14 protein-coding genes and 3 tRNA genes are annotated in these 18,990 nt (G+C 41.2%); 8 read left to right on the forward strand and 9 right to left on the reverse strand.

Annotation, left to right across the window (positions count from 1 at the left end):
- Positions 1-510: 510 nt before the first annotated feature.
- The 4 genes from ABE954_RS20445 to orn form a co-directional block, all read right to left on the reverse strand.
- Positions 511-586, reverse strand: a tRNA-Gly gene (locus tag ABE954_RS20445).
- Between the two features lie 40 nt (positions 587-626).
- Positions 627-702 (reverse strand) — tRNA-Gly (locus tag ABE954_RS20450).
- Positions 703-742: 40 nt separating this feature from the next.
- Positions 743-818, reverse strand: a tRNA-Gly gene (locus tag ABE954_RS20455).
- Positions 819-1,080: 262 nt separating this feature from the next.
- Positions 1,081-1,626, reverse strand: a complete 546-nt coding sequence (orn, locus tag ABE954_RS20460; protein ID WP_042845823.1) for an oligoribonuclease — start codon at positions 1,624-1,626, stop codon at positions 1,081-1,083.
- 145 nt (positions 1,627-1,771) lie between these two features.
- Here orn and rsgA point away from each other — a divergent pair, with 145 nt between their 5' ends.
- The 4 genes from rsgA (at position 1,772) to ABE954_RS20480 (ending at position 7,640) form a co-directional block, all read left to right on the forward strand.
- Entirely contained in the window at positions 1,772-2,824 is a 1,053-nt protein-coding gene (gene rsgA / locus ABE954_RS20465) for a small ribosomal subunit biogenesis GTPase RsgA (protein ID WP_042845824.1), read from the forward strand.
- Positions 2,825-3,022: 198 nt separating this feature from the next.
- A complete protein-coding gene (gene asd, locus ABE954_RS20470; RefSeq protein WP_129466646.1) occupies positions 3,023-3,922 on the forward strand; it encodes an archaetidylserine decarboxylase in 900 nt (299 codons plus the stop codon).
- Between the two features lie 30 nt (positions 3,923-3,952).
- The gene (gene mscM, locus ABE954_RS20475) at positions 3,953-7,294 is read left to right on the forward strand and encodes a miniconductance mechanosensitive channel MscM (RefSeq protein ID WP_042845826.1); all 3,342 of its coding nucleotides are present in this window, start codon (positions 3,953-3,955) and stop codon (positions 7,292-7,294) included.
- Between the two features lie 7 nt (positions 7,295-7,301).
- A complete protein-coding gene (locus tag ABE954_RS20480) occupies positions 7,302-7,640 on the forward strand; it encodes a hypothetical protein (protein WP_048605800.1) in 339 nt (112 codons plus the stop codon).
- 3 nt (positions 7,641-7,643) lie between these two features.
- Here the strand turns inward: ABE954_RS20480 and ABE954_RS20485 are convergent, their stop codons facing one another.
- The 5 genes from ABE954_RS20485 to pldA form a co-directional block, all read right to left on the reverse strand.
- Positions 7,644-8,447, reverse strand: coding sequence for a tetratricopeptide repeat protein (locus tag ABE954_RS20485; protein WP_129466647.1), 804 nt, complete (start codon positions 8,445-8,447; stop codon positions 7,644-7,646).
- 228 nt (positions 8,448-8,675) lie between these two features.
- Positions 8,676-9,488 (reverse strand): sugar/pyridoxal phosphate phosphatase YigL, encoded by an 813-nt coding sequence (yigL, locus tag ABE954_RS20490; RefSeq protein ID WP_042845830.1) that lies wholly within the window; start codon positions 9,486-9,488, stop codon positions 8,676-8,678.
- A gap of 13 nt (positions 9,489-9,501) precedes the next feature.
- A complete protein-coding gene (pldB, locus tag ABE954_RS20495; RefSeq protein ID WP_042845831.1) occupies positions 9,502-10,497 on the reverse strand; it encodes a lysophospholipase L2 in 996 nt (331 codons plus the stop codon).
- A 20-nt stretch (positions 10,498-10,517) separates the two neighbouring features.
- Positions 10,518-12,344 (reverse strand): ATP-dependent DNA helicase RecQ, encoded by a 1,827-nt coding sequence (recQ, locus tag ABE954_RS20500; RefSeq protein ID WP_166687224.1) that lies wholly within the window; start codon positions 12,342-12,344, stop codon positions 10,518-10,520.
- A gap of 111 nt (positions 12,345-12,455) precedes the next feature.
- Positions 12,456-13,346, reverse strand: a complete 891-nt coding sequence (pldA, locus tag ABE954_RS20505; protein WP_042845834.1) for a phospholipase A — start codon at positions 13,344-13,346, stop codon at positions 12,456-12,458.
- 156 nt (positions 13,347-13,502) lie between these two features.
- Between pldA and ABE954_RS20510 the strand changes: the two genes are divergently transcribed.
- From ABE954_RS20510 to ABE954_RS20525, 4 genes are all read left to right on the forward strand, one after another.
- Entirely contained in the window at positions 13,503-13,973 is a 471-nt protein-coding gene (locus tag ABE954_RS20510; protein ID WP_042845835.1) for a thioesterase family protein, read from the forward strand.
- A 159-nt stretch (positions 13,974-14,132) separates the two neighbouring features.
- Positions 14,133-15,026, forward strand: coding sequence for an EamA family transporter RarD (gene rarD, locus ABE954_RS20515; RefSeq protein ID WP_042845837.1), 894 nt, complete (start codon positions 14,133-14,135; stop codon positions 15,024-15,026).
- 686 nt (positions 15,027-15,712) lie between these two features.
- Entirely contained in the window at positions 15,713-17,065 is a 1,353-nt protein-coding gene (locus tag ABE954_RS20520; RefSeq protein ID WP_042845838.1) for an APC family permease, read from the forward strand.
- 101 nt (positions 17,066-17,166) lie between these two features.
- On the forward strand, positions 17,167-18,885 hold the full coding sequence (locus ABE954_RS20525) for an amidohydrolase (RefSeq protein WP_042845840.1): 1,719 nt from the start codon (positions 17,167-17,169) through the stop codon (positions 18,883-18,885).
- Positions 18,886-18,990: the final 105 nt, after the last annotated feature.

The raw sequence follows: 18,990 nt of genomic DNA on the forward strand, positions 1-18,990 counted from the left end.
TCTTGATAATGTAAACAAAAACAACCTATCATCCTGTGGATAACTCTGTGCAATAAGTTATTTCAAACGACAATAATCGCCCATTAAGATTGGCGAGGCTGTGGATAACTTTTCAATGAGGTAATAAGAGAAAAAAACTGATTTTACGTTGATTAATCGATATAAAGTGACTAAAAGACCAAGTTACCATGAAAAAAGAGTAAAACCCGGTAAAAAATAATTTTTTGTCTAATAGGCTAACCTAACCACTTTTAAATAAAACACCAAATAGAACACCCTATTAGCAAGGGGTGGCTATTCTATGGCGACCGGATGATGAATGCAAGTAAAAATCGGAATAAGATCTGGAAAAGATCGTTTAAGCCGCGTCGATCCTAGCTTGTAGAAATTATATGTACCAAAAAGCAGTCGATCGTCAGAATTTATAACGATACGTGATTTCACTTAGATTTAAGTGTGAGTAAATAATACGAAAGAGTAATAAGAGAAAATAATACGATAAGAAAATATTGGAGCGGGAAACGAGACTCGAACTCGCGACCCCGACCTTGGCAAGGTCGTGCTCTACCAACTGAGCTATTCCCGCATTTGGTGGGTATTGCTATCACTAAAACACTAAGAAAGTTTGGAGCGGGAAACGAGACTCGAACTCGCGACCCCGACCTTGGCAAGGTCGTGCTCTACCAACTGAGCTATTCCCGCATCACGAAAATAGTGCTTTAGCTAAAACACCAAGAAAATTTGGAGCGGGAAACGAGACTCGAACTCGCGACCCCGACCTTGGCAAGGTCGTGCTCTACCAACTGAGCTATTCCCGCATCACCATTTCTAGGTATTCCACGTGCCGACTTAACTACAAAAACTTCATCGGTACGGGGAGCGCATTATACGAAAAATTCAGATTCTAGCAAGCCCCTAGACCCAAATTTTTAATTTTTTTATTCGTTTGCCGACAAAATAGTCACAATGGTGATTTTATCAACAAACGTTGTAAAAATCTGATTTCAATACATTAACATTGGTAACTTACTCAACAATAATACTTATACCAGCCTATTGACCGCAGATTTATAAACCTTTTCATCCTTTAATAAATGTCTCTCGATAATAAGCTAGCTCAGCGACTGATTCACGAATATCATCAAGGGCTTGGTGAGTATTTTTCTTAGTGAAACCCGCTAAAATCTCAGGTTTCCAACGGCGAGCAAGCTCTTTTAGCGTACTAACGTCAAGGTAACGATAGTGAAAATAGCGTTCTAATTCAGGCATATAGTTGAACAGAAAACGCCTATCTTGCCCAACACTATTGCCACAAATTGGGGATGCCCCCTGAGGAACCCATTTTTCTAAAAACTCAATAGTGGCTAACTCCGCTTCACGCTCACTCACTGTACTTTTACGTACGCGCTCAACTAACCCACTGTTGGTGTGAGTATTCACGTTCCATTCGTCCATTAACGCAAGTTGCTCATCAGTCTGATGTACTGCAATTACGGGGCCTTCTGCTAAAATATTAAGATGACTATCTGTTACAATAGTGGCAATTTCAATAATGCGATCACGAACGGGGTCGAGACCAGTCATTTCTAAATCGATCCAAATTAAATTATTCTCATTCTTTTGCATGATATACCCTAACTGCATTCTATGAAGTTAAGGTATGATAGCACTGTTCATGCCTTAAGTGACAGGTATTGCCTTAGCAAGCTCTACTAACAACTTACTGTATAATTGATATTCTAAACGACTACCAATAGCGAAGAGAGGACAGGTGGCTAAACAGAAACTTTCCAAAGGCCAACAGCGCCGCGTTCAGGAAAATCATCAAAAAAGGCTTAAAAAGCAAAAAACAGTTGAGATTGATGATAGCCAATTAGGCGAAGCGCAAGAAGGCCTAGTCATCAGCCGGTTTGGGCAACATGCAGATATTGAGGCTCTCGACGGCACAATACAACGCTGCAACTTGCGTAGGACCATTTCATCTCTGGTGACTGGGGATAAAGTGGTATGGCGCCCTGCCTTAAACACACAAAGTGACATTAAAGTTAATGGTATCGTTGAAGCTGTGCATGACCGCCACTCAGTATTAACTCGTCCAGATTATTATGATGGTTTAAAGCCAATCGCTGCAAATATTGACCAAATCGTGGTGGTTTCAGCGATTTTACCTGAACTGTCTCTCAATATTATCGATCGCTATCTTGTGGCTTGTGAAACTATCGGAATTCAACCCATTATCGTGTTAAACAAAGTCGATTTACTCGATACAGAGAATCGCGAATGGGTAAGCGATTTAATGACTATTTATCGTGATATTGGCTACCAAGTTCTCGAGGTCTCTAGCCATACTAATGAAGGAATGGAAGCACTTACTAACATACTAGCAGGTAAAATGTCGGTATTTGTAGGGCAATCCGGTGTCGGTAAATCTAGTTTACTAAATACGTTACTTCCGCATAATGAAGAGGCGATTCTCGTTAATGACGTTTCAGACAACTCTGGGTTAGGCCAGCACACAACGACAACAGCGCGTTTGTATCATTTTCCGCTAGGTGGTGATGTGATTGACTCCCCCGGAGTTCGTGAATTTGGTTTGTGGCATTTAACCACGGAACAAGTGACGAAAGGATTTGTCGAATTTAAAGAATACCTTGGTGGTTGTAAATTCCGTGATTGCAAACATTTGGATGATCCTGGTTGCTTGCTGCGTGAAGCCGTAGATACAGGGAAAATTGCCGAATCACGCTTTGAAAACTACCATCGCATCTTAGAGAGTATGGAACAGGTCAAACCCCGCGGTAACTTTACAGCGAAAGACAAGTGAAGTTAGTGAGCGCTTACAACCTTGTTGTTTACGGCTCTAAATAGTTCTAAGTAGTGTTCGGCAGTAAAATTGGGTAACCCCAAAGACATGTATTTCCCTGTCACTTAGGTACCCCCTACTACCGTTTGAAATATGGCGAGTAAACTGTGTACAATAGCCGCCCTTTTGCTAACATACCTTTAAAAACCAGAGGTTAACGTGCTAGATAAATTTAAAATTCGCTTGCAATATATGCTTCCAAAACAATGCCTTACTGAATTCGCAGGCTGGTTTGCGAGCCGAAATGCAGGGTTTCTGACACAATGGGCAATTAAGCTGTTTGTAAAAGCCTATAAAGTGGATATGAATGAAGCCCAAAAAAGTGAATTGACCGCTTATTCTACCTTTAATGAGTTTTTTATCCGTCTGCTAAAAGAAGATGCACGCCCAATCGTTGAAAAAGATAATCAACTTGCCCAGCCCGCAGACGGTGCGGTGAGTCAACTTGGTTCAATTAATGATGGCATTATTTTTCAAGCAAAAGGCCACAATTACACCGTTGAAGCATTACTCGCTGGGCAATATCAATTAGCTGAGCATTTCCGCGGTGGCCAATTTATTACGACTTATCTATCGCCAAGTGATTACCATCGTGTCCACATGCCATGTGATGGTTTGCTCAAAGAAATGATTTATGTCCCTGGTGACCTATTTTCTGTGAACCCACTGACGGCACAAAACGTCCCGAATCTGTTTGCGCGTAATGAGCGCTTGATTTGCGTTTTTGACACTCCAGTTGGTTTAATGGTGCAAATTCTTGTTGGTGCAACCATCGTAGGTAGTATAGATACAGTCTGGAGCGGCTGTGTGAATGCGACTCGTGAAGGTGTAATCAAGCGTTGGGTTTACCCTGAATTAGGTTCTGAAGGTGCTATTTTCCTGAGAAAAGGCGAAGAAATGGGGCTTTTTAAACTTGGTTCAACGGTGGTTAACTTATTTGAAGCCAATAAAATCAGTTTTAACCCATCGCTGATCCCTGGTTATGCTACACGTATGGGTGAATTACTCGCTGAAACTGTAGCAGATCAAGTAGCAGAAGAACCAACTGAAGTTAAGTAAATCACTCATTCCTTAAAGGAGCTCCTTACTGTGCGTTTGATTATCAGTTTTTTTGTTAGTCTGTTAATCGTTTTTTCTTCCGTTGCGGCGCCTACGGCGGCGCAGGATGAAGCACAGATTAAGCAGGAGCTCAAACAACTTGATTCGAGTAAAAACCCCAAAGATGCAGAAATAGCTCAAGCGTTACAAGGCGCACTCAATTGGATAAACGAAACTCGTGATTCTGAAGCTAAAGCAAAATCTTATCAAAAAGCTATTGATGATTTCCCTAATATTATTAAGGAGCTAAGACAAAAGCTACTTAACGAAAGTGATCAACCTGCCCCTATCCCAGTTGGGATTAGTTTAGGGGAATTAGACCAGCGTATTATTCAACTCAGTAGCCAATTACTGGACCAAAGCCGTCTAACCCAACAGGAGCAAGATAAAGGCCGAGAGATCAGTGAGTCATTAAATGTACTGCCACAACAACTTTCTGAAGCAAGGCGTATACTCACTGAAGCAACATCACGCTTTCAATCCCTTAGTACTCCATCAACGCCTTTGGCTGAAGCCCAGTATACCTTAGCTCAAGCGGAAGTAAGTGCTCGCAAATCAGCCGTTAATGAATTAGAAATGGCGCAGTTGTCCGCCAATAATCGCCAAGAAATTTCACGTATTACTTTAGAGTTATATAAAAAACGTTATCAACGCATGGAGCTTGAGCTTCAAAAATTACGTGACTTTCAAAATACTCAACGCCAACAAAAAGCCATTTTAGCTTTAGAACATACAGAAATGTTGGCTGAACAAGGTGAATTAACGCCCTTTTTGAAAGAACAGCTTGATGTCAACCGTAAAATGTCACAAGAATTAACGGCTCAAGCTCAACGTATGAGTGCGATTACCACCAGCCAATCGGAAATCTCTACCAGTATTCGCGATGCTCGCCAAGCATTAACAACCATTCGCGAGCAAGCTCAATGGATCAGTAGTTCGAGTACTCTAGGGGAAGCATTGAGGACACAGCTTTCTCGTTTGCCAGATATCCCTAAAAGCCAGCAACTTGACCGTGAAATGGCTGATTTACGAGTCCAACGCTTAAATTACGAAGATAGCCTTGATAGACTAACTAAAATTGATACCCGCGAACAAGAAACGGCTAATGAGCTAAATGCAGCCCAAATTCAGGTTTATCAATCTTTAATCAAAACACGTCGGGAGCTATTAACCTCGTTGATTTCAGGCCTTGACGCTGAAATGTTAGAACTGACAAAGTTAAATGTTGCGACAGGGCAATTAACAGATGCATTAAAAGAAGTAAAAGATGCGTCTAACCGCTACCTATTTTGGGTAGCTGATGTCCCGCCAATTAGCATCAGTTATCCCGTATTGCTAGTCACAGATATTACCCAGTTACTGTCACTTGATACCTTGTCCCAGCTTGCTGGCGCACTCAGTGTTATGGTGACAACCCAAGATACTTTTTTATATCTTTTAGGTTCAATAGCACTGGTCATTTTTAGCATCAGTACTCGCAAACATTACCAAGCATTCCTTGATCGCTCCAGTTTACGTATCGGTAAAGTGACGCAAGACCGCTTCTATTTAACCATCCGTACTATTTTCTGGTCGATTATTGTGGCACTGCCATTACCAATGATGTGGTCCGCTATAGGTTATGGGTTACAAAGTGCATGGCAGTATCCGATGGCCGTTGCCATTGGTTTTGGCGTGAGTGCAACCACACCACTTTTATGGCTGTTTATGATCAGTGAGACCTTCTCTCGCCCAACGGGGTTATTTATTTCCCACTTTGGTTGGGATAAAGACGCTGTCAAACGAGCGATGCGTTATTACCGTATGGCTATTTTTGTTATCGTCCCTCTCGTTATGGCCATTATTACCTTTGAACATTATAGTGATAGGGAATTTGCGGCAAGTATTGGCCGTTTCTGCTTCATCTTTTTGTGTATCGCATTAAGCCTAATTACTAATAACCTACGTCGCTCACAAATTCCGCTGTATATAGATAGACATGGGTCTGGGGAAAATATTGTTAATAAAGCACTATGGTGGATGATATTACTCGCCCCCATCATTGCCGCATTTTTCTCTATTTTAGGCTATTTTTCAACATCACAAGCCCTACTCGCCCGCTTAGAAACCTCCGTGGCAATTTGGTTTGTGATCCTCATTATATATCACACCATTCGTCGATGGATGTCGATGCAACGCCGTAAGCTTGCGTTTGAGCGTGCTAAGCAGCGCCGTGCAGAGATTTTGGCACAACGAGCCAAAGGTGAAGATGATAACCAACAAGCAAGTGCCAGTAGCGAAGGGAATATTGATATCGAAGAACAGGTCATTGACCTTGATACTATCAGTACCCAATCTGTTGGGCTGGTACGCTCAATTTTAACCATGATAGCCTTGGTATCACTTATTTGGCTGTGGTCAGAATTACACACTGCATTTTCTTTCTTAGAAAATATTCGCTTATGGGATGTGACTTCCACAGTAAATGGTGTTGATACTATTCAGCCTATCACGATGGGTTCTATCTTTATTGCCATTTTAACGATTATTGTAACGGCTCAATTAGTTCGTAACCTTCCAGCTTTATTGGAACTTGCAGTATTACAGCATTTAGATTTAACGCCAGGTACTGGCTACGCTATCAGTACACTAACCAAGTATGGTATCACCCTTATTGGTACCATTGTCGGCTTCTCTATGTTAGGGATTGACTGGTCAAAACTTCAATGGTTAATCGCGGCAATGGGGGTTGGGCTTGGCTTCGGTTTACAAGAAATTTTTGCCAATATTATTTCTGGTTTGATGATTTTATTTGAAAAACCAATTCGTATCGGGGACACCGTGACTATTCGTAACTTAACGGGTAGCATCACCAAAATCAATACCCGGGCAACGACCCTAACAGATTGGGATAGAAAAGAAATTATTGTGCCGAACAAGGCTTTTATTACCGAGCAATTTATTAACTGGTCACTTTCTGACACTATCACCCGTATCGTTATGACCATCCCCGCACCATCAGATGCCAACAGTGAGTTAGTGACTAACACTATTTTACGCGCAGCGAATCGCTCTACGATGATCTTAGATAACCCAGCGCCAGAAGTGTATTTGGTTGATTTACAGCAAGGGATTCAAATATTTGAGTTACGTGTCTATGCAGCTGAGATGGGGCACCGCTTACCGGCTCGTCATGAGATCCACCAAAATATTTTAGTTTCCTTTGCTGAACAAGGGATTACCTTACCATTCCCACCATTCCAAGCGAGGGTCGATGTGCGCGATAACTCACTGCAGAGTGCAACTAACAACCTCTCTGGGCGTAATCCTGCTCGTAAATCTGGGGAGTTGTAAACCGATTATGTCGCTAGAGCCACAGCATCAAGATGAGCTAATTAAGTTGAGGATTGCCCAACTTGAACGAGTTGGGTCAATTTTATTCTTTTTGATCCCATTAATTATCTTATTAATCGTTGGTAAAAGTTTCGCATTTAATACACTCTACCTATGGCAAGCTTATTGCTTAGTCTACATTGTGATATTTCGCATGATGACGGCGACGCTTTCTTCTAAAGAGGTACAGCTGAGTATCCGACGGGGGTGGGGTTATAACCGCTTTTATCGGTTGAGTTGGAGCTACCTGATATTGTCACTACTTATAATGGCAGGGGCCAGAATTATCTCCGGCCCATCAAACTAACAATCAACTGGCTTTTTTCCCGTAGGATTTAATATAACTTTCAGCCAGTTTCTGCGCTTGTTGTAAGTCTGCGCTCTCTAATTGCTCTTCAATTTTACTTTGCAAACGGCGGCTCTCCGCATTGCCACTATAAACTGCGGTAGATAACCATGCATAAGCTTGCTGTAAGTTTTTCTTAACACCACGCCCTTCTGAATACATCACCCCTAAACGGTCTTGGGATTTGGCATCTTTTTGTTTGGCGGCTTTTCTAAACCAAAAGACAGCTTTTTCATCATCTAAATCAACACCACTGCCAATCGAATACATCTGAGCAATATGGAATTGGGCAATAACATTACCGCCTTGAGCGGCTTTTCTAAACCAAAAAGCGGCCTTTTCTAAATTTTGTGGGACACCCAAGCCTTGGGCATACATCATTGCCATATTGGTTTCAGCGCGGGTATCACCATTTTCCGCCGCTTGCTCATACCATAACATCGCTTTATCATAGTCACGACGAACACCAAAACCATTCACAAACATGGTGCCAAGCCTAAACTGTGCGTCAGAATTCCCTTGGTTCCCAGCCCGAACAAACCAATCCGCTGCGGCTTTCGAGTCTTGAGAAACCCCGTTACCTTTAAAATAACGTTCTCCAAGTTGGAATTGAGCTTCAGGGTCACCTTTTTGCGCTAATTGTTTAATCTGCTCTATCGTGGGTTCTTGCTCTGTGGTTGCAGCAGTAGGAGCTGTACTCGGTGTTGCAATTAATACTGAGCTATAAAAAACAGAACTCACCAACAATGCTAACGCAATTTTTTTCATCCTAAGAAACCCTCAACAGTGCTATATCCATTAATATCGACCCAAACACCTAGACCCCTAGTGTAAATTTTCTCTTTGTGAGAAAAAATAGGAAAAATGACCTAATTGACTTAAAAAGCACGTTTCGCCGAATTTCAGTCCCAACAGGCTAGCTTTCTAAATTAAGTATAAATAAGTTGGGTAAATACCATACTTACCCAACTTATTACTGAAGGGCTTACCTCAACACTATACGTTACTTAAGTATTTGTTTCTTAAATAACGAGCAACAGCATCATCACTATTTGAACCGATCACTTCCATCGTCGGTAACGCATCCTTCAGTAACTGGTGGGCATTTTGCATAATACAACCCTTTCCAGCCATGGTAAGCATCTCTTTGTCATTCATGCCATCACCAAATGCGATACAATCATTTGTAGCATAGCCATGTAACCCAGCAACTTGCTTCAAGGCCTCACCTTTAGAAACTGCCCCAGCCATAACTTCAAGACAGCTACGCAAAGAAAATGTGACATTCACTTTATCTTTCCAGCGATCCTGAATTCGCTGCTGCAAATCCACTAATAGATCATGATCTTCACTGGTGTAATAAACTTTGCAAACTTCTGAGGTTTTAAAGTTATGTCGATCAAACAGTTGATAATTAAACACCGATTCTTTGAAAAACTCTTTTTGCTCTGGGCTTTCTCGGTTAATAAACCAATCATCACCATGATAATAGTTAGTGACGAGCTCTGGGTTATCAAATTCCATTAGGCAAAGCTCATGGGCGATTTGGGCATCAACATTGTGCTCAAAAATCAAGTCACCCTGTGTGTTATGAATACGAGCACCATTTGAAGTGATCATATAAGCATCGATGCCTAAGCCATCGCGGATTTGTGCAACGTCCACGTGATGGCGCCCAGTAGCAAACACAAAATGAATATCTTGTGTTTCAACTAACTGTTTTAATGTGTCTTTGGTATAAGACGTTAAGTCATGATTGGGAGATAGTAATGTCCCATCTAAATCGGAGGCAACTACTGGATATTTCATATTCAAACCCTAACTAATACTGCTCAAAAAAATCACAGATAGCGTTGAGTGCCATAGCTCTTAACGCATCCACTTCAAATAGGATTTCATGGTGTGCCCCTTCAATGACGAGAGGTAATTTTTCTTCTCTTCCTATTTGCGCTTTTTGCCGACTTTGGCAAAAAGCTTGTAGCTCTTTATTGCTGACCACTTTTTCTTCGCTGGCTTCCAACACCATCAGTGGTACATCAATGTCCCCCGCTTTCGCAATTAGCTCATCGCCCATCGCAAAACTCTCACGCAACCAGTGGTATGTTGGCCCACCTAAACGTAATTCGGGGTAATCCGCATAGTAACGCAAATAACGCCGATAACGCTCTGAGCTGTGTGTTAATACATTGATTAAATAAGGTAAAGGCTGCCACTTACCTGTTGATGCCGCATAATCATTACGCACACTCTCACGTGATTCTGCCCTATCAACAATAAAACTCGCCATCCAACGAGGCATTGGCAGATTGATACCAATCATCGGTGCGCACAGAGTCGCAGCATCAAAGGTGAGGCTATCGCGCAATAAATACCCTGCAAGAATTGCGCTCCCCATAGAATGCGCCAATGCGTAACATTTTGGGTAATGGCGATACTTAACCTCTAATTCGATAAATTTTTCAAAATCATCAATATAGTCAGTGAACTTTTCAACATGCCCTTTTTGAGGGTCTGTCAGCATACGGCCTGAACGCCCTTGACCACGATGATCTATAATAAATACGTCATAGCCTAAATGATAAAAATCATATGCTACTTCAGGATACTTCACATAACTTTCACTTCGACCAGGTGAAATGACGACCGCTTTATGGTGGGTAGGATGAATAAACCGGACATAATGAATAGGGATATCATCAACACCAAGGAAATTAAATTCTTCACGGTGCTGCCAGAAATCTAAAAGGGGGCCATTGGTAAAGGCAGAAAATTGAGTTTCTCGATTCAGCCAACTTTCTTTTAGGCTTTCAGGCGTCATCCGGTAGTTTCCTTATTTATTCATTCATAACCTTCAAGATGGTCTCGGATAAGCGTCATAAATGCATCCCCAAAACGTTCAAGCTTACGCTCACCAACGCCATTAATTAACAGTAACTCAACCGAAGAGGTTGGTGTATGTTCGGCCATTTCGATAAGTGTCGCATCATTAAATACCACAAATGGTGGGATATTTTCTTCGTCTGCTATCGATTTACGTAATTTACGCAATTTCGCAAATAGCTTCTTATCATAATTACCATGATAAATTTTGTTTTGTTGATTACGGCTTTTTGCCACTAAAACACGAGGAACTGCGAGTTGTAATGCACTTTCACCTCGCAATATTGGCCTAGCGGCTTCGGTGAGTTGCAGTGCAGAAAAGTGCGTAATGTTCTGAGTGATCATGCCTAAATGTACCAATTGGCGGATCACACTAACCCAATGCTCATTACTGTGTTCTTTACCGATACCATAAACAGGCAGCTTGTCGTGCCCTAACTCCCGTATCCGTTGATTATTCGCACCACGCAACACCTCAACAATATAGCCGATACCAAAGCGTTGACCAACACGATAAATACAAGAAAGCGCTTTTTGTGCATCAATTAACCCATCATACTGTTTCGGTGGGTCTAAACAAATATCACAATTACCACAAGGCTGCTGTCGATTTTCGCCGAAGTAGTTCAGTAAGACTAAGCGACGACAGGTCTGAGCCTCCGCAAAAGCGGCTATCGCATTCAGTTTATGCCGCTCGATATCCTGCTGCATACCTGCGGATTTTTCTTCAAGGCAACGACGCAGCCATGCCATATCTGCTGGGTCATAAAATAGAATTGCTTCGGCTTCAACGCCATCACGCCCCGCACGACCCGTTTCCTGATAATATGCTTCAATATTACGAGGAATATCAAAGTGAGCAACAAACCGTACATTGGATTTGTTGATGCCCATTCCAAAAGCCACTGTTGCAACCACAACTTGTAAGTTATCTTTTAAAAAGGCGTCTTGTACCCACTCTCGTTGTGAAGCCTCTAGCCCCGCATGGTAAGCTGCAACACTCAAGCCACGTTTTTGCAGGCGCTCGGTGGTTTCCTCAACTTTATTACGGCTATTACAATAAACGATCCCCGCCTTCCCTTTTTGGCTTTTAATAAAAAACCAAAGTTGATCCAAAGGCTTATATTTCTCTACTAGGGTATAACGAATATTTGGTCTATCAAAACTGCTCACATGAACCAAAGGATCACGCAGCTCTAATAAGCGAATAATATCTGCTCGAGTTGTTTCATCTGCGGTGGCCGTTAATGCCATAACGGGGATATCAGGCAAAGATTGCCTTAACTGACCTAATGAACGATATTCAGGGCGAAAATCATGCCCCCATTGTGAAATGCAGTGCGCTTCATCAACCGCCAGCAAACTGATATTCCAATTCGATAATTGGCTCAGAAAATAATCAGTCAGTAACCGCTCAGGGGCAACATATAATAATTTAATGTCACCACGGCTACATAATTCCATGATTTGGCGCTGTTCTTGGGAGGTTTGCGATGAATTTAGACAAGCCGCACTGACACCGTGTAACCGCAATTGGTCTACTTGGTCTTTCATCAGTGAAATAAGAGGAGAGACCACCAAGGTAACCCCTTCTTTTACTAAAGCAGGCACTTGGTAACATAAGGACTTGCCGCCCCCTGTTGGCATTAACACTAAGCAATCACGATTATCAAGGATAGCCCCAATAACTGCATCTTGCCCAGAGCGAAATGACTGGTAACCAAATGTACTGTTAAGCACATTTTCAGCCAGCGAAAGTTGGTTAATGACACAAGCAGTTGACACAAACTTCCTCAATCTATAAAACAAGTCGCTGCCCAGTTGAGCAGCGAATTTGTTGATTCATCAAAAGATATTTAGCTCTAACTAACAAAATCAGGTTGAGCTAACCTTAGATTACAACATGTCGTTTAACATAACACCGATACCAAATCGAGTTTGGCGATAGTTGTAGTCTATCATTGACTCGCCATATCCGCTAAACAACTGAGTATAAATTCGCACATGTTTACTAATTGGATAGCTCCAACCTAATTCAGCACCGCCATAACCGGTGTTCCAGTTATAACGACCCGTGGTTGTAAACACACTGTCACCCAGCGCATAACCGACTTTCAGGCGGTAATATCCCATATATTTTGTGATATCTGAGTTATCATCGCTACCTTCGCTTTCATGAATACGGTACCAAGGTTTTAGGTCAACTTGCCAATTGCCATTTTGTGCCATCATCCTTGCATATACCCGATTCCAGCTACGTGAGGTTGGGTCGGAACGACCATTTGATTCATGGTTAAAACCAGTTTCAATTTCACGCAAAGTCCAGCCACCCAGTTGATAATCGGTTAGCCAGCCGACAAAAACCTGCGGCTCATAATTGGTTTCACGAAAAGGAGAAGATTCTTTTTTATTGCTCAGTTGCCACCAAGAACGTTGTGTATACGAGACCGCGAGAATGGAATCATCCCCTGCAATCCCCTCCCATAAAGGAAAGGCTAAACTTAATTGAAATTTAACTTCATCTTTTAATGCATCATCCCCCCAGTTGTAGCTCGAAATCGCATTTTTATTTATCGAGGAAGTATAGGTGTAAATGATGTAATTTGATTCATACGGATACAACACAAAAGGGTTATCATAATTTTGTAATAACCCTGAAATAATGCTCCCTCTGATTGGTGTGTTGCTCGTTATATCCTGATTTGACTGGGAATTAATTTCAGTCGCAGATAGAGAAGCAGACCAAAAACAGAGCACGGCACTCAATAACACTGCTAAAGCACGCATTAGTCATTCCTATTTTCAACATCGTCAAAAAAAAGTTTGTCCTATTTTACACATAAAACCCACAGACTGTTGAAAGATTATTCATACGTTTGTTAGAGACATATTTTACACATAATGTTAACTTATCATTTACATTTTATTCAAAGGATGAACATGATGAATGACCGTATCTATACCTTAGAAGAAGCCAGTGAGCTAATGAGCCATGCATTTATCTACAAAATGCCTTTTAACCAATTACTCGGCATTAAACTGGCCAATATGAATGATGATTTTGTTCAGCTAACAATTGAAAACCGCCAACAACTCATTGGCAACTTCACTCAAAATATTCTACATGGTGGTGTGATTGCCTCTATTTTAGATGTTGCTGGCGGAATGGTGTGTATTAACCGCATATTGCAGCGCATTGACCCGCTATCACATACAGAAATTGTGGATAAAATGTCGCGAATGGGCACAATTGATCTACGCGTGGATTATTTACGTCCTGGACGTGGTGAAGTATTTACCGCGAGTGCCAGTTTATTAAGAGACGGCAATAAAATAGCCGTCACCCGTTGTGAATTACATAATGAAAATAACCAACATATTGCGACCGCGACCGCTACTTATCTCGTTGGTTGAGTTAGTGTTGTAAATAATTAGTCACTTAGTAAACTATTAACTTGTAAAAAAACCTGAGCAATGTCACATTAGTGACATCAAAAATCGAGCCGCACAAAAAACGGCTCGGTATCTCTGTATAAATTTCTTTTAGTTTTTAATTCAATTTCAGAGCCAACAATGAGCCAGCAAAATACTACCAAAGGCGTATTATGTGCCTTAGGCGCCTATTTTATTTGGGGTGTCGCACCTATTTATTTTAAAAGTATCCAAGAAGTGCCCGCAGAAGAAATCCTGACTCATCGTATTATCTGGTCATTTTTCTTTATGATTTTGTTATTAACCGTTTCACGACATTGGAATTATGTCCGTCAAGTACTCAAGCAACCCAAGAAAATATTACTTCTCGGCGTGACAGCGACAACAATTGCTTGCAACTGGTTAATTTATATTTGGTCTGTTAATAATGGTTATATGTTACAAGCAAGCTTAGGCTACTTTATCAACCCATTAGTTAACGTATTGTTTGGTATGTTATTTTTACAAGAGCGCTTTCGTCCTATGCAATGGTTTGCCGTCGCGCTTGCCTTAACTGGGGTATTAATCCAACTTTGGCAATTCGGTTCAGTCCCCGTTATCGGCTTAAGTCTAGCTGTAACATTTGCAACGTATGGTTTATTACGTAAAAAACTTGGCGTAGATGCTCAAACAGGGATGACATTCGAGACATTATGGCTACTACCTGTTGGCGTTATTTTCTTATTATTTTTTGCAGATAGCCCTACCAGTAACATGGCTGTCAATGATTGGCACTTGAATATTCTATTGATTGCCGCGGGTGTTATTACGACGGTGCCATTATTATTATTCACAGAGGCAGCAAACCATTTACGGTTATCCACCCTTGGGTTTTTCCAATATATGGGGCCAAGTATTATGTTCTTGCTGGCGGTCTTTGTGTATGGCGAAGTCATGACCACTGAATTATTAGTAACTTTTGGCTTTATCTGGATTGCATTAGTTTTGTTTACATTAGATGCTTTATATACTCAACAAAAGCTGAGGAAGAAATAAATTATCGCAATTTATATAAAGCTGCATAGTGGATAAACAGTGCCAATTTCAAACACCGACTTTGTTTTTAATATAAAAAGAAAGTCGGTGTTTCATTATATGGAACAAAAATAATTAATTTAATTAATGCAATGATGATAAAAAAGAATATTAATTTTTTATTATGAATAATACTTAGAGTTAATCAAAACCAGATAGATTAATTCTCACACCCCATAAAGAAATCAAAAATAATCATACAAATCAATTAATTACAACAATCTCATTTAGCTTGATTTTATTCTAAAAATAGCTATCATTTAACCTATCTTAAATTCTCATCAATTAACTGACTCTTCTATAAACAACTTATTGATATAAAAGTAATTCTATATTTTTTTCAATTAATGATTGCTTAATAGGAACTTGGTAATTATATTGTACGCCGCTTGTATTCACCCCAGCGGATGGTGATGGTCCGATTCATCACTGACGTTTCATTAAAGTGCGCACGATGACATTTAATTAAAATGTCCTGGTGCGAGGTTTTCTGAAATTGAATATGACGCGTAAGTATTAAATAAAAACAGTGTAGTACTATAGCCAATGTTATAAAGACCAAGCTATATGGCTGCATTTTAGGTTCACTCTCCCTGAGTATTCAGACAGAGTTAACGTTGTTAAGGGCTTTTGGGAAGGGCTTCAAAATGCAACAGAATACCGTTCAAATGAAACGCGTACTAACCACTCCTGCGTTAGTTTTTTTCGGGCTGGCCTATATGGTACCACTCGGAATTTTCACCACCTATGGGCAAGTTACTGTATTAAGTGAAGGGCATTTGCCTGTCGCTTATTTGATTACATTAGCCGCTGTCTTTTTTACTGCCATGAGCTATTGCAAAATGACTAGCGCACTTCCACTTTCTGGATCTGCCTACTCATATGTACAAAAAACTTTCGGCGGCACACTTGGCTTTTTAGTTGGTTGGGCACAATTGCTCGACTACCTATTCCTACCAATTATCAACTACATCGCGATTGGGATCTTCGTTCATGAAGCTTTCCCTGATATTCCAATGTATGTGATTATTTGTAGCACCATCACAATTGTTAGCATTATGAATATATTGGGGATCAAATTAGTTTCCTCAATGAATATGCTAATCATTTTAATGCAATTTGTGTTTATCGCTGTATTTTTATACCTAAGCTTTAAAACATCATTTGTATTAGATGCAGATGCCTTATTGGCACCAATTACGGTTATGGCAGATCAAGCCTCTGGGCTGTTTGCAGGTGCCGCAGTGCTGTGCCTAGCCTTCCTTGGCTTTGATGCAATTTCAACCATGGCAGAAGAAACCAAAGATGCACGCAGCGCATTACCTAAAGCAATCCTATACACTGTGTTTATCGCTGGAACGCTATTTGTCGTTATCTCCTACGGCGCACACCTCGTTTATCCAATGTGGCAGGACTTTATTCCTAATACCGATGTTGCTAGCCTTGCTGTGATGAAACAAGTCGGTGGCGCAATGATGGCATCGAGCTTTATCACCGCCTATGTTATTGGTGTATTTGCCTCAGCGATGACCTCACAGGCCAGTATTGTGCGGATTTTCTATGCGATGGGCCGTGAGGGCGTACTGCCGCGTTCTTTATTTGCTTATTTACATCCAAAACTCAATACGCCTGTTTATTCCATTATTTTTGTGGCTATCGCTTCCCTGCTTTCGTTAGTTTTATCCCTAAGCATGGTTGCATCGATGATAAGCTTTGGTGCTTTGATTGCCTTCACTTTCGTGAATTTATCCGTAATCAAACATTTCTATATTGACCGAAAAGCGTCATTAGATAATACAAAAATTGTCACATGCCTGATAATGCCGTCCATTGGTGTTATCTTAACCTTATGGTTATGGACAAGCCTTGATAGCGAAGCCTTTAAAGTCGGTTTATGGTGGTTAGCTGCTGGTGCTGTTTATCTCACCCTGCTCACCCATGGCTTCACTCGTCGTCCTCCTGCAATTTCTGATGACGAAACTGAGATGATTATTAACTAATCATTTCATACTTTATAAATAATTACGGGGGAGCATTTGCCTTCCCCGTTGTTTTTTTAGCTTTGTTGCTTCTAAAGCACTACTGATACAGACGGTTTACTATGAATAATCCATTTGCTGATGTTATTTATTTTAACGGTTATATCTACACCGCAGATAACCAGAATCGCGTAGTTGATGCGATTGCGCTCCGTGACGGCTATATTCTCGCAACAGGCACCTCAGATGAACTTCATCAATATGTTGGTCCTGAAACAGAAAGTATCGATTTAGAAGGCAAAATGATGATGCCCGGCATTATTGATGGCCATATGCACCCATTTTGGGGTGGCATTCAATTGTTCGGCTGCCATTTGAACTATGAATCTTTGACTATCGATCAAATTTTAGAGCGCGTTCAAGACCATTTAGATAAAGACCCTCGTACCGGTGAAAATGATTGGCTAAAAGTAACCGCTTGGCTACGCCAAGGAATGCTCCCTGCAGGGGTTGATATGTACCGTGAAGACATGGATAAACTGAACACTCAGCGCCCTGTCGTCCTGTTTTCCAATGATTGCCATACATTGCTCGCCAATAGCCGTGCACTCGAACTCTTTGGCATTACCAAAGAAACCCCTGAGCCCCCTGATGGTAAAATTGGTAAATATGAAAATGGCGAGTTAAACGGTATTTTAGAAGATGCCCCTGCCATGCGTGCAGCCGACAGCATTCCTTCTATTCGCGATGACCAAGCTATTGAAGTTGCTGAATTAGTTCAAAAAGTATTAAATCAACAAGGCGTGACTATGGTCATGGATGCTCGGGTTTCTGAACAACAACTCGAAGCATTTTCACAATTACAACAACGCGGTGATTTAACGCTCCGTTTCCAAGCGGCTCGTGAAATTACCCCAGATGAAACTCCTGATGTGGCATCCGTTGCTAGCGCGGTGGATAAAGCCGTTGCATTTGCCAAAAAATGGCACCAAGCAGATTGGACACCGGCTCCAGGAATAGGATTGAATAATATTAAGATGTTTGTTGATGGCGTGATGCAGTTTCCAACCATGACCGCGTCATTATTACAACCATATCGTATTAATCAAGGTACTGATGATGCCCCTAATTGGGTCGAAACTAATAACTATGGCGACCTCTACTTCACTGCCGAAATCCTTGATGAACTGATGGAAAAAATAGCAGCGGCAGGTTATGACCCACACTTACACACTGTCGGCGAAGGTGCTGTGTCAATTGTATTAGATGCGATTGAAAAAATGCGAGCGGCACACCCCGAAAAAGATATTCGCCCAGGCTTAGCCCATAACGAACTAGTACATGCAGATGATTATGCACGCTTTGCCCGCTTGAAAACCATCGCTTGCCTATCTTTCCAATGGGCAGCACCAACACCTGAGCTCGCTGCTTTTGAAAAGAAAATGCTAGGTGATGAACGTTTTGAACAATTAGAACCTATCGCTAAATTTGTCGATGCAGGTGCTGTTGTTGCTTTTGGTAGTGACTGGCCAATTGATGATTTTGACGAATGGTATGACTTAAAAGTGGCAGCTACACGACGTGGGCGTGATATTAATGGTCAAAAAGCGCCAAGACTGGATAATGACCGCAACCTTACTGTTATCGAAGTTTTGCGCTCAGCAACTATTGATTCTGCTTATGCGCAACACCGAGAAGATGTACTTGGTTCACTCGAAGCAGGCAAATTTGCCGATATGATAGTGCTAGATCGCAATGTATTTGAAATCCCAGCCGATGATATTGAAAATGTAAAAGTATTGCGCACAATTATCGGTGGAAAAACCGTTCATATCGCTTAATTATATTTTTCTATTATTTAAATGAATAAATACCCCAATACTAATAGTAGCGTTGGGGTATTTTAATTAGGTGCTTAAAACCACAAACCTAACTGTCTAGGTTTG

The sequence above is a fragment of the Providencia sp. TYF-12 genome (genome assembly GCF_041344805.1).
Lineage (GTDB): Bacteria > Pseudomonadota > Gammaproteobacteria > Enterobacterales > Enterobacteriaceae > Providencia > Providencia huashanensis.

Bases quoted from the DNA above. Each gene is read 5' to 3' on its own strand.
- ABE954_RS20480 (WP_048605800.1), top strand. From the start codon at position 7,302: ATGTCGCTAGAGCCACAGCATCAAGATGAGCTAATTAAGTTGAGGATT.
- rarD (WP_042845837.1), top strand. From the start codon at position 14,133: ATGAGCCAGCAAAATACTACCAAAGGCGTATTATGTGCCTTAGGCGCC.
- pldB (WP_042845831.1), bottom strand. From the start codon at position 10,497: ATGACGCCTGAAAGCCTAAAAGAAAGTTGGCTGAATCGAGAAACTCAA.
- orn (WP_042845823.1), bottom strand. From the start codon at position 1,626: ATGCAAAAGAATGAGAATAATTTAATTTGGATCGATTTAGAAATGACT.
- ABE954_RS20485 (WP_129466647.1), bottom strand. From the start codon at position 8,447: ATGAAAAAAATTGCGTTAGCATTGTTGGTGAGTTCTGTTTTTTATAGC.
- ABE954_RS20510 (WP_042845835.1), top strand. From the start codon at position 13,503: ATGAATGACCGTATCTATACCTTAGAAGAAGCCAGTGAGCTAATGAGC.
- pldA (WP_042845834.1), bottom strand. From the start codon at position 13,346: ATGCGTGCTTTAGCAGTGTTATTGAGTGCCGTGCTCTGTTTTTGGTCT.
- yigL (WP_042845830.1), bottom strand. From the start codon at position 9,488: ATGAAATATCCAGTAGTTGCCTCCGATTTAGATGGGACATTACTATCT.
- ABE954_RS20525 (WP_042845840.1), top strand. From the start codon at position 17,167: ATGAATAATCCATTTGCTGATGTTATTTATTTTAACGGTTATATCTAC.
- ABE954_RS20520 (WP_042845838.1), top strand. From the start codon at position 15,713: ATGCAACAGAATACCGTTCAAATGAAACGCGTACTAACCACTCCTGCG.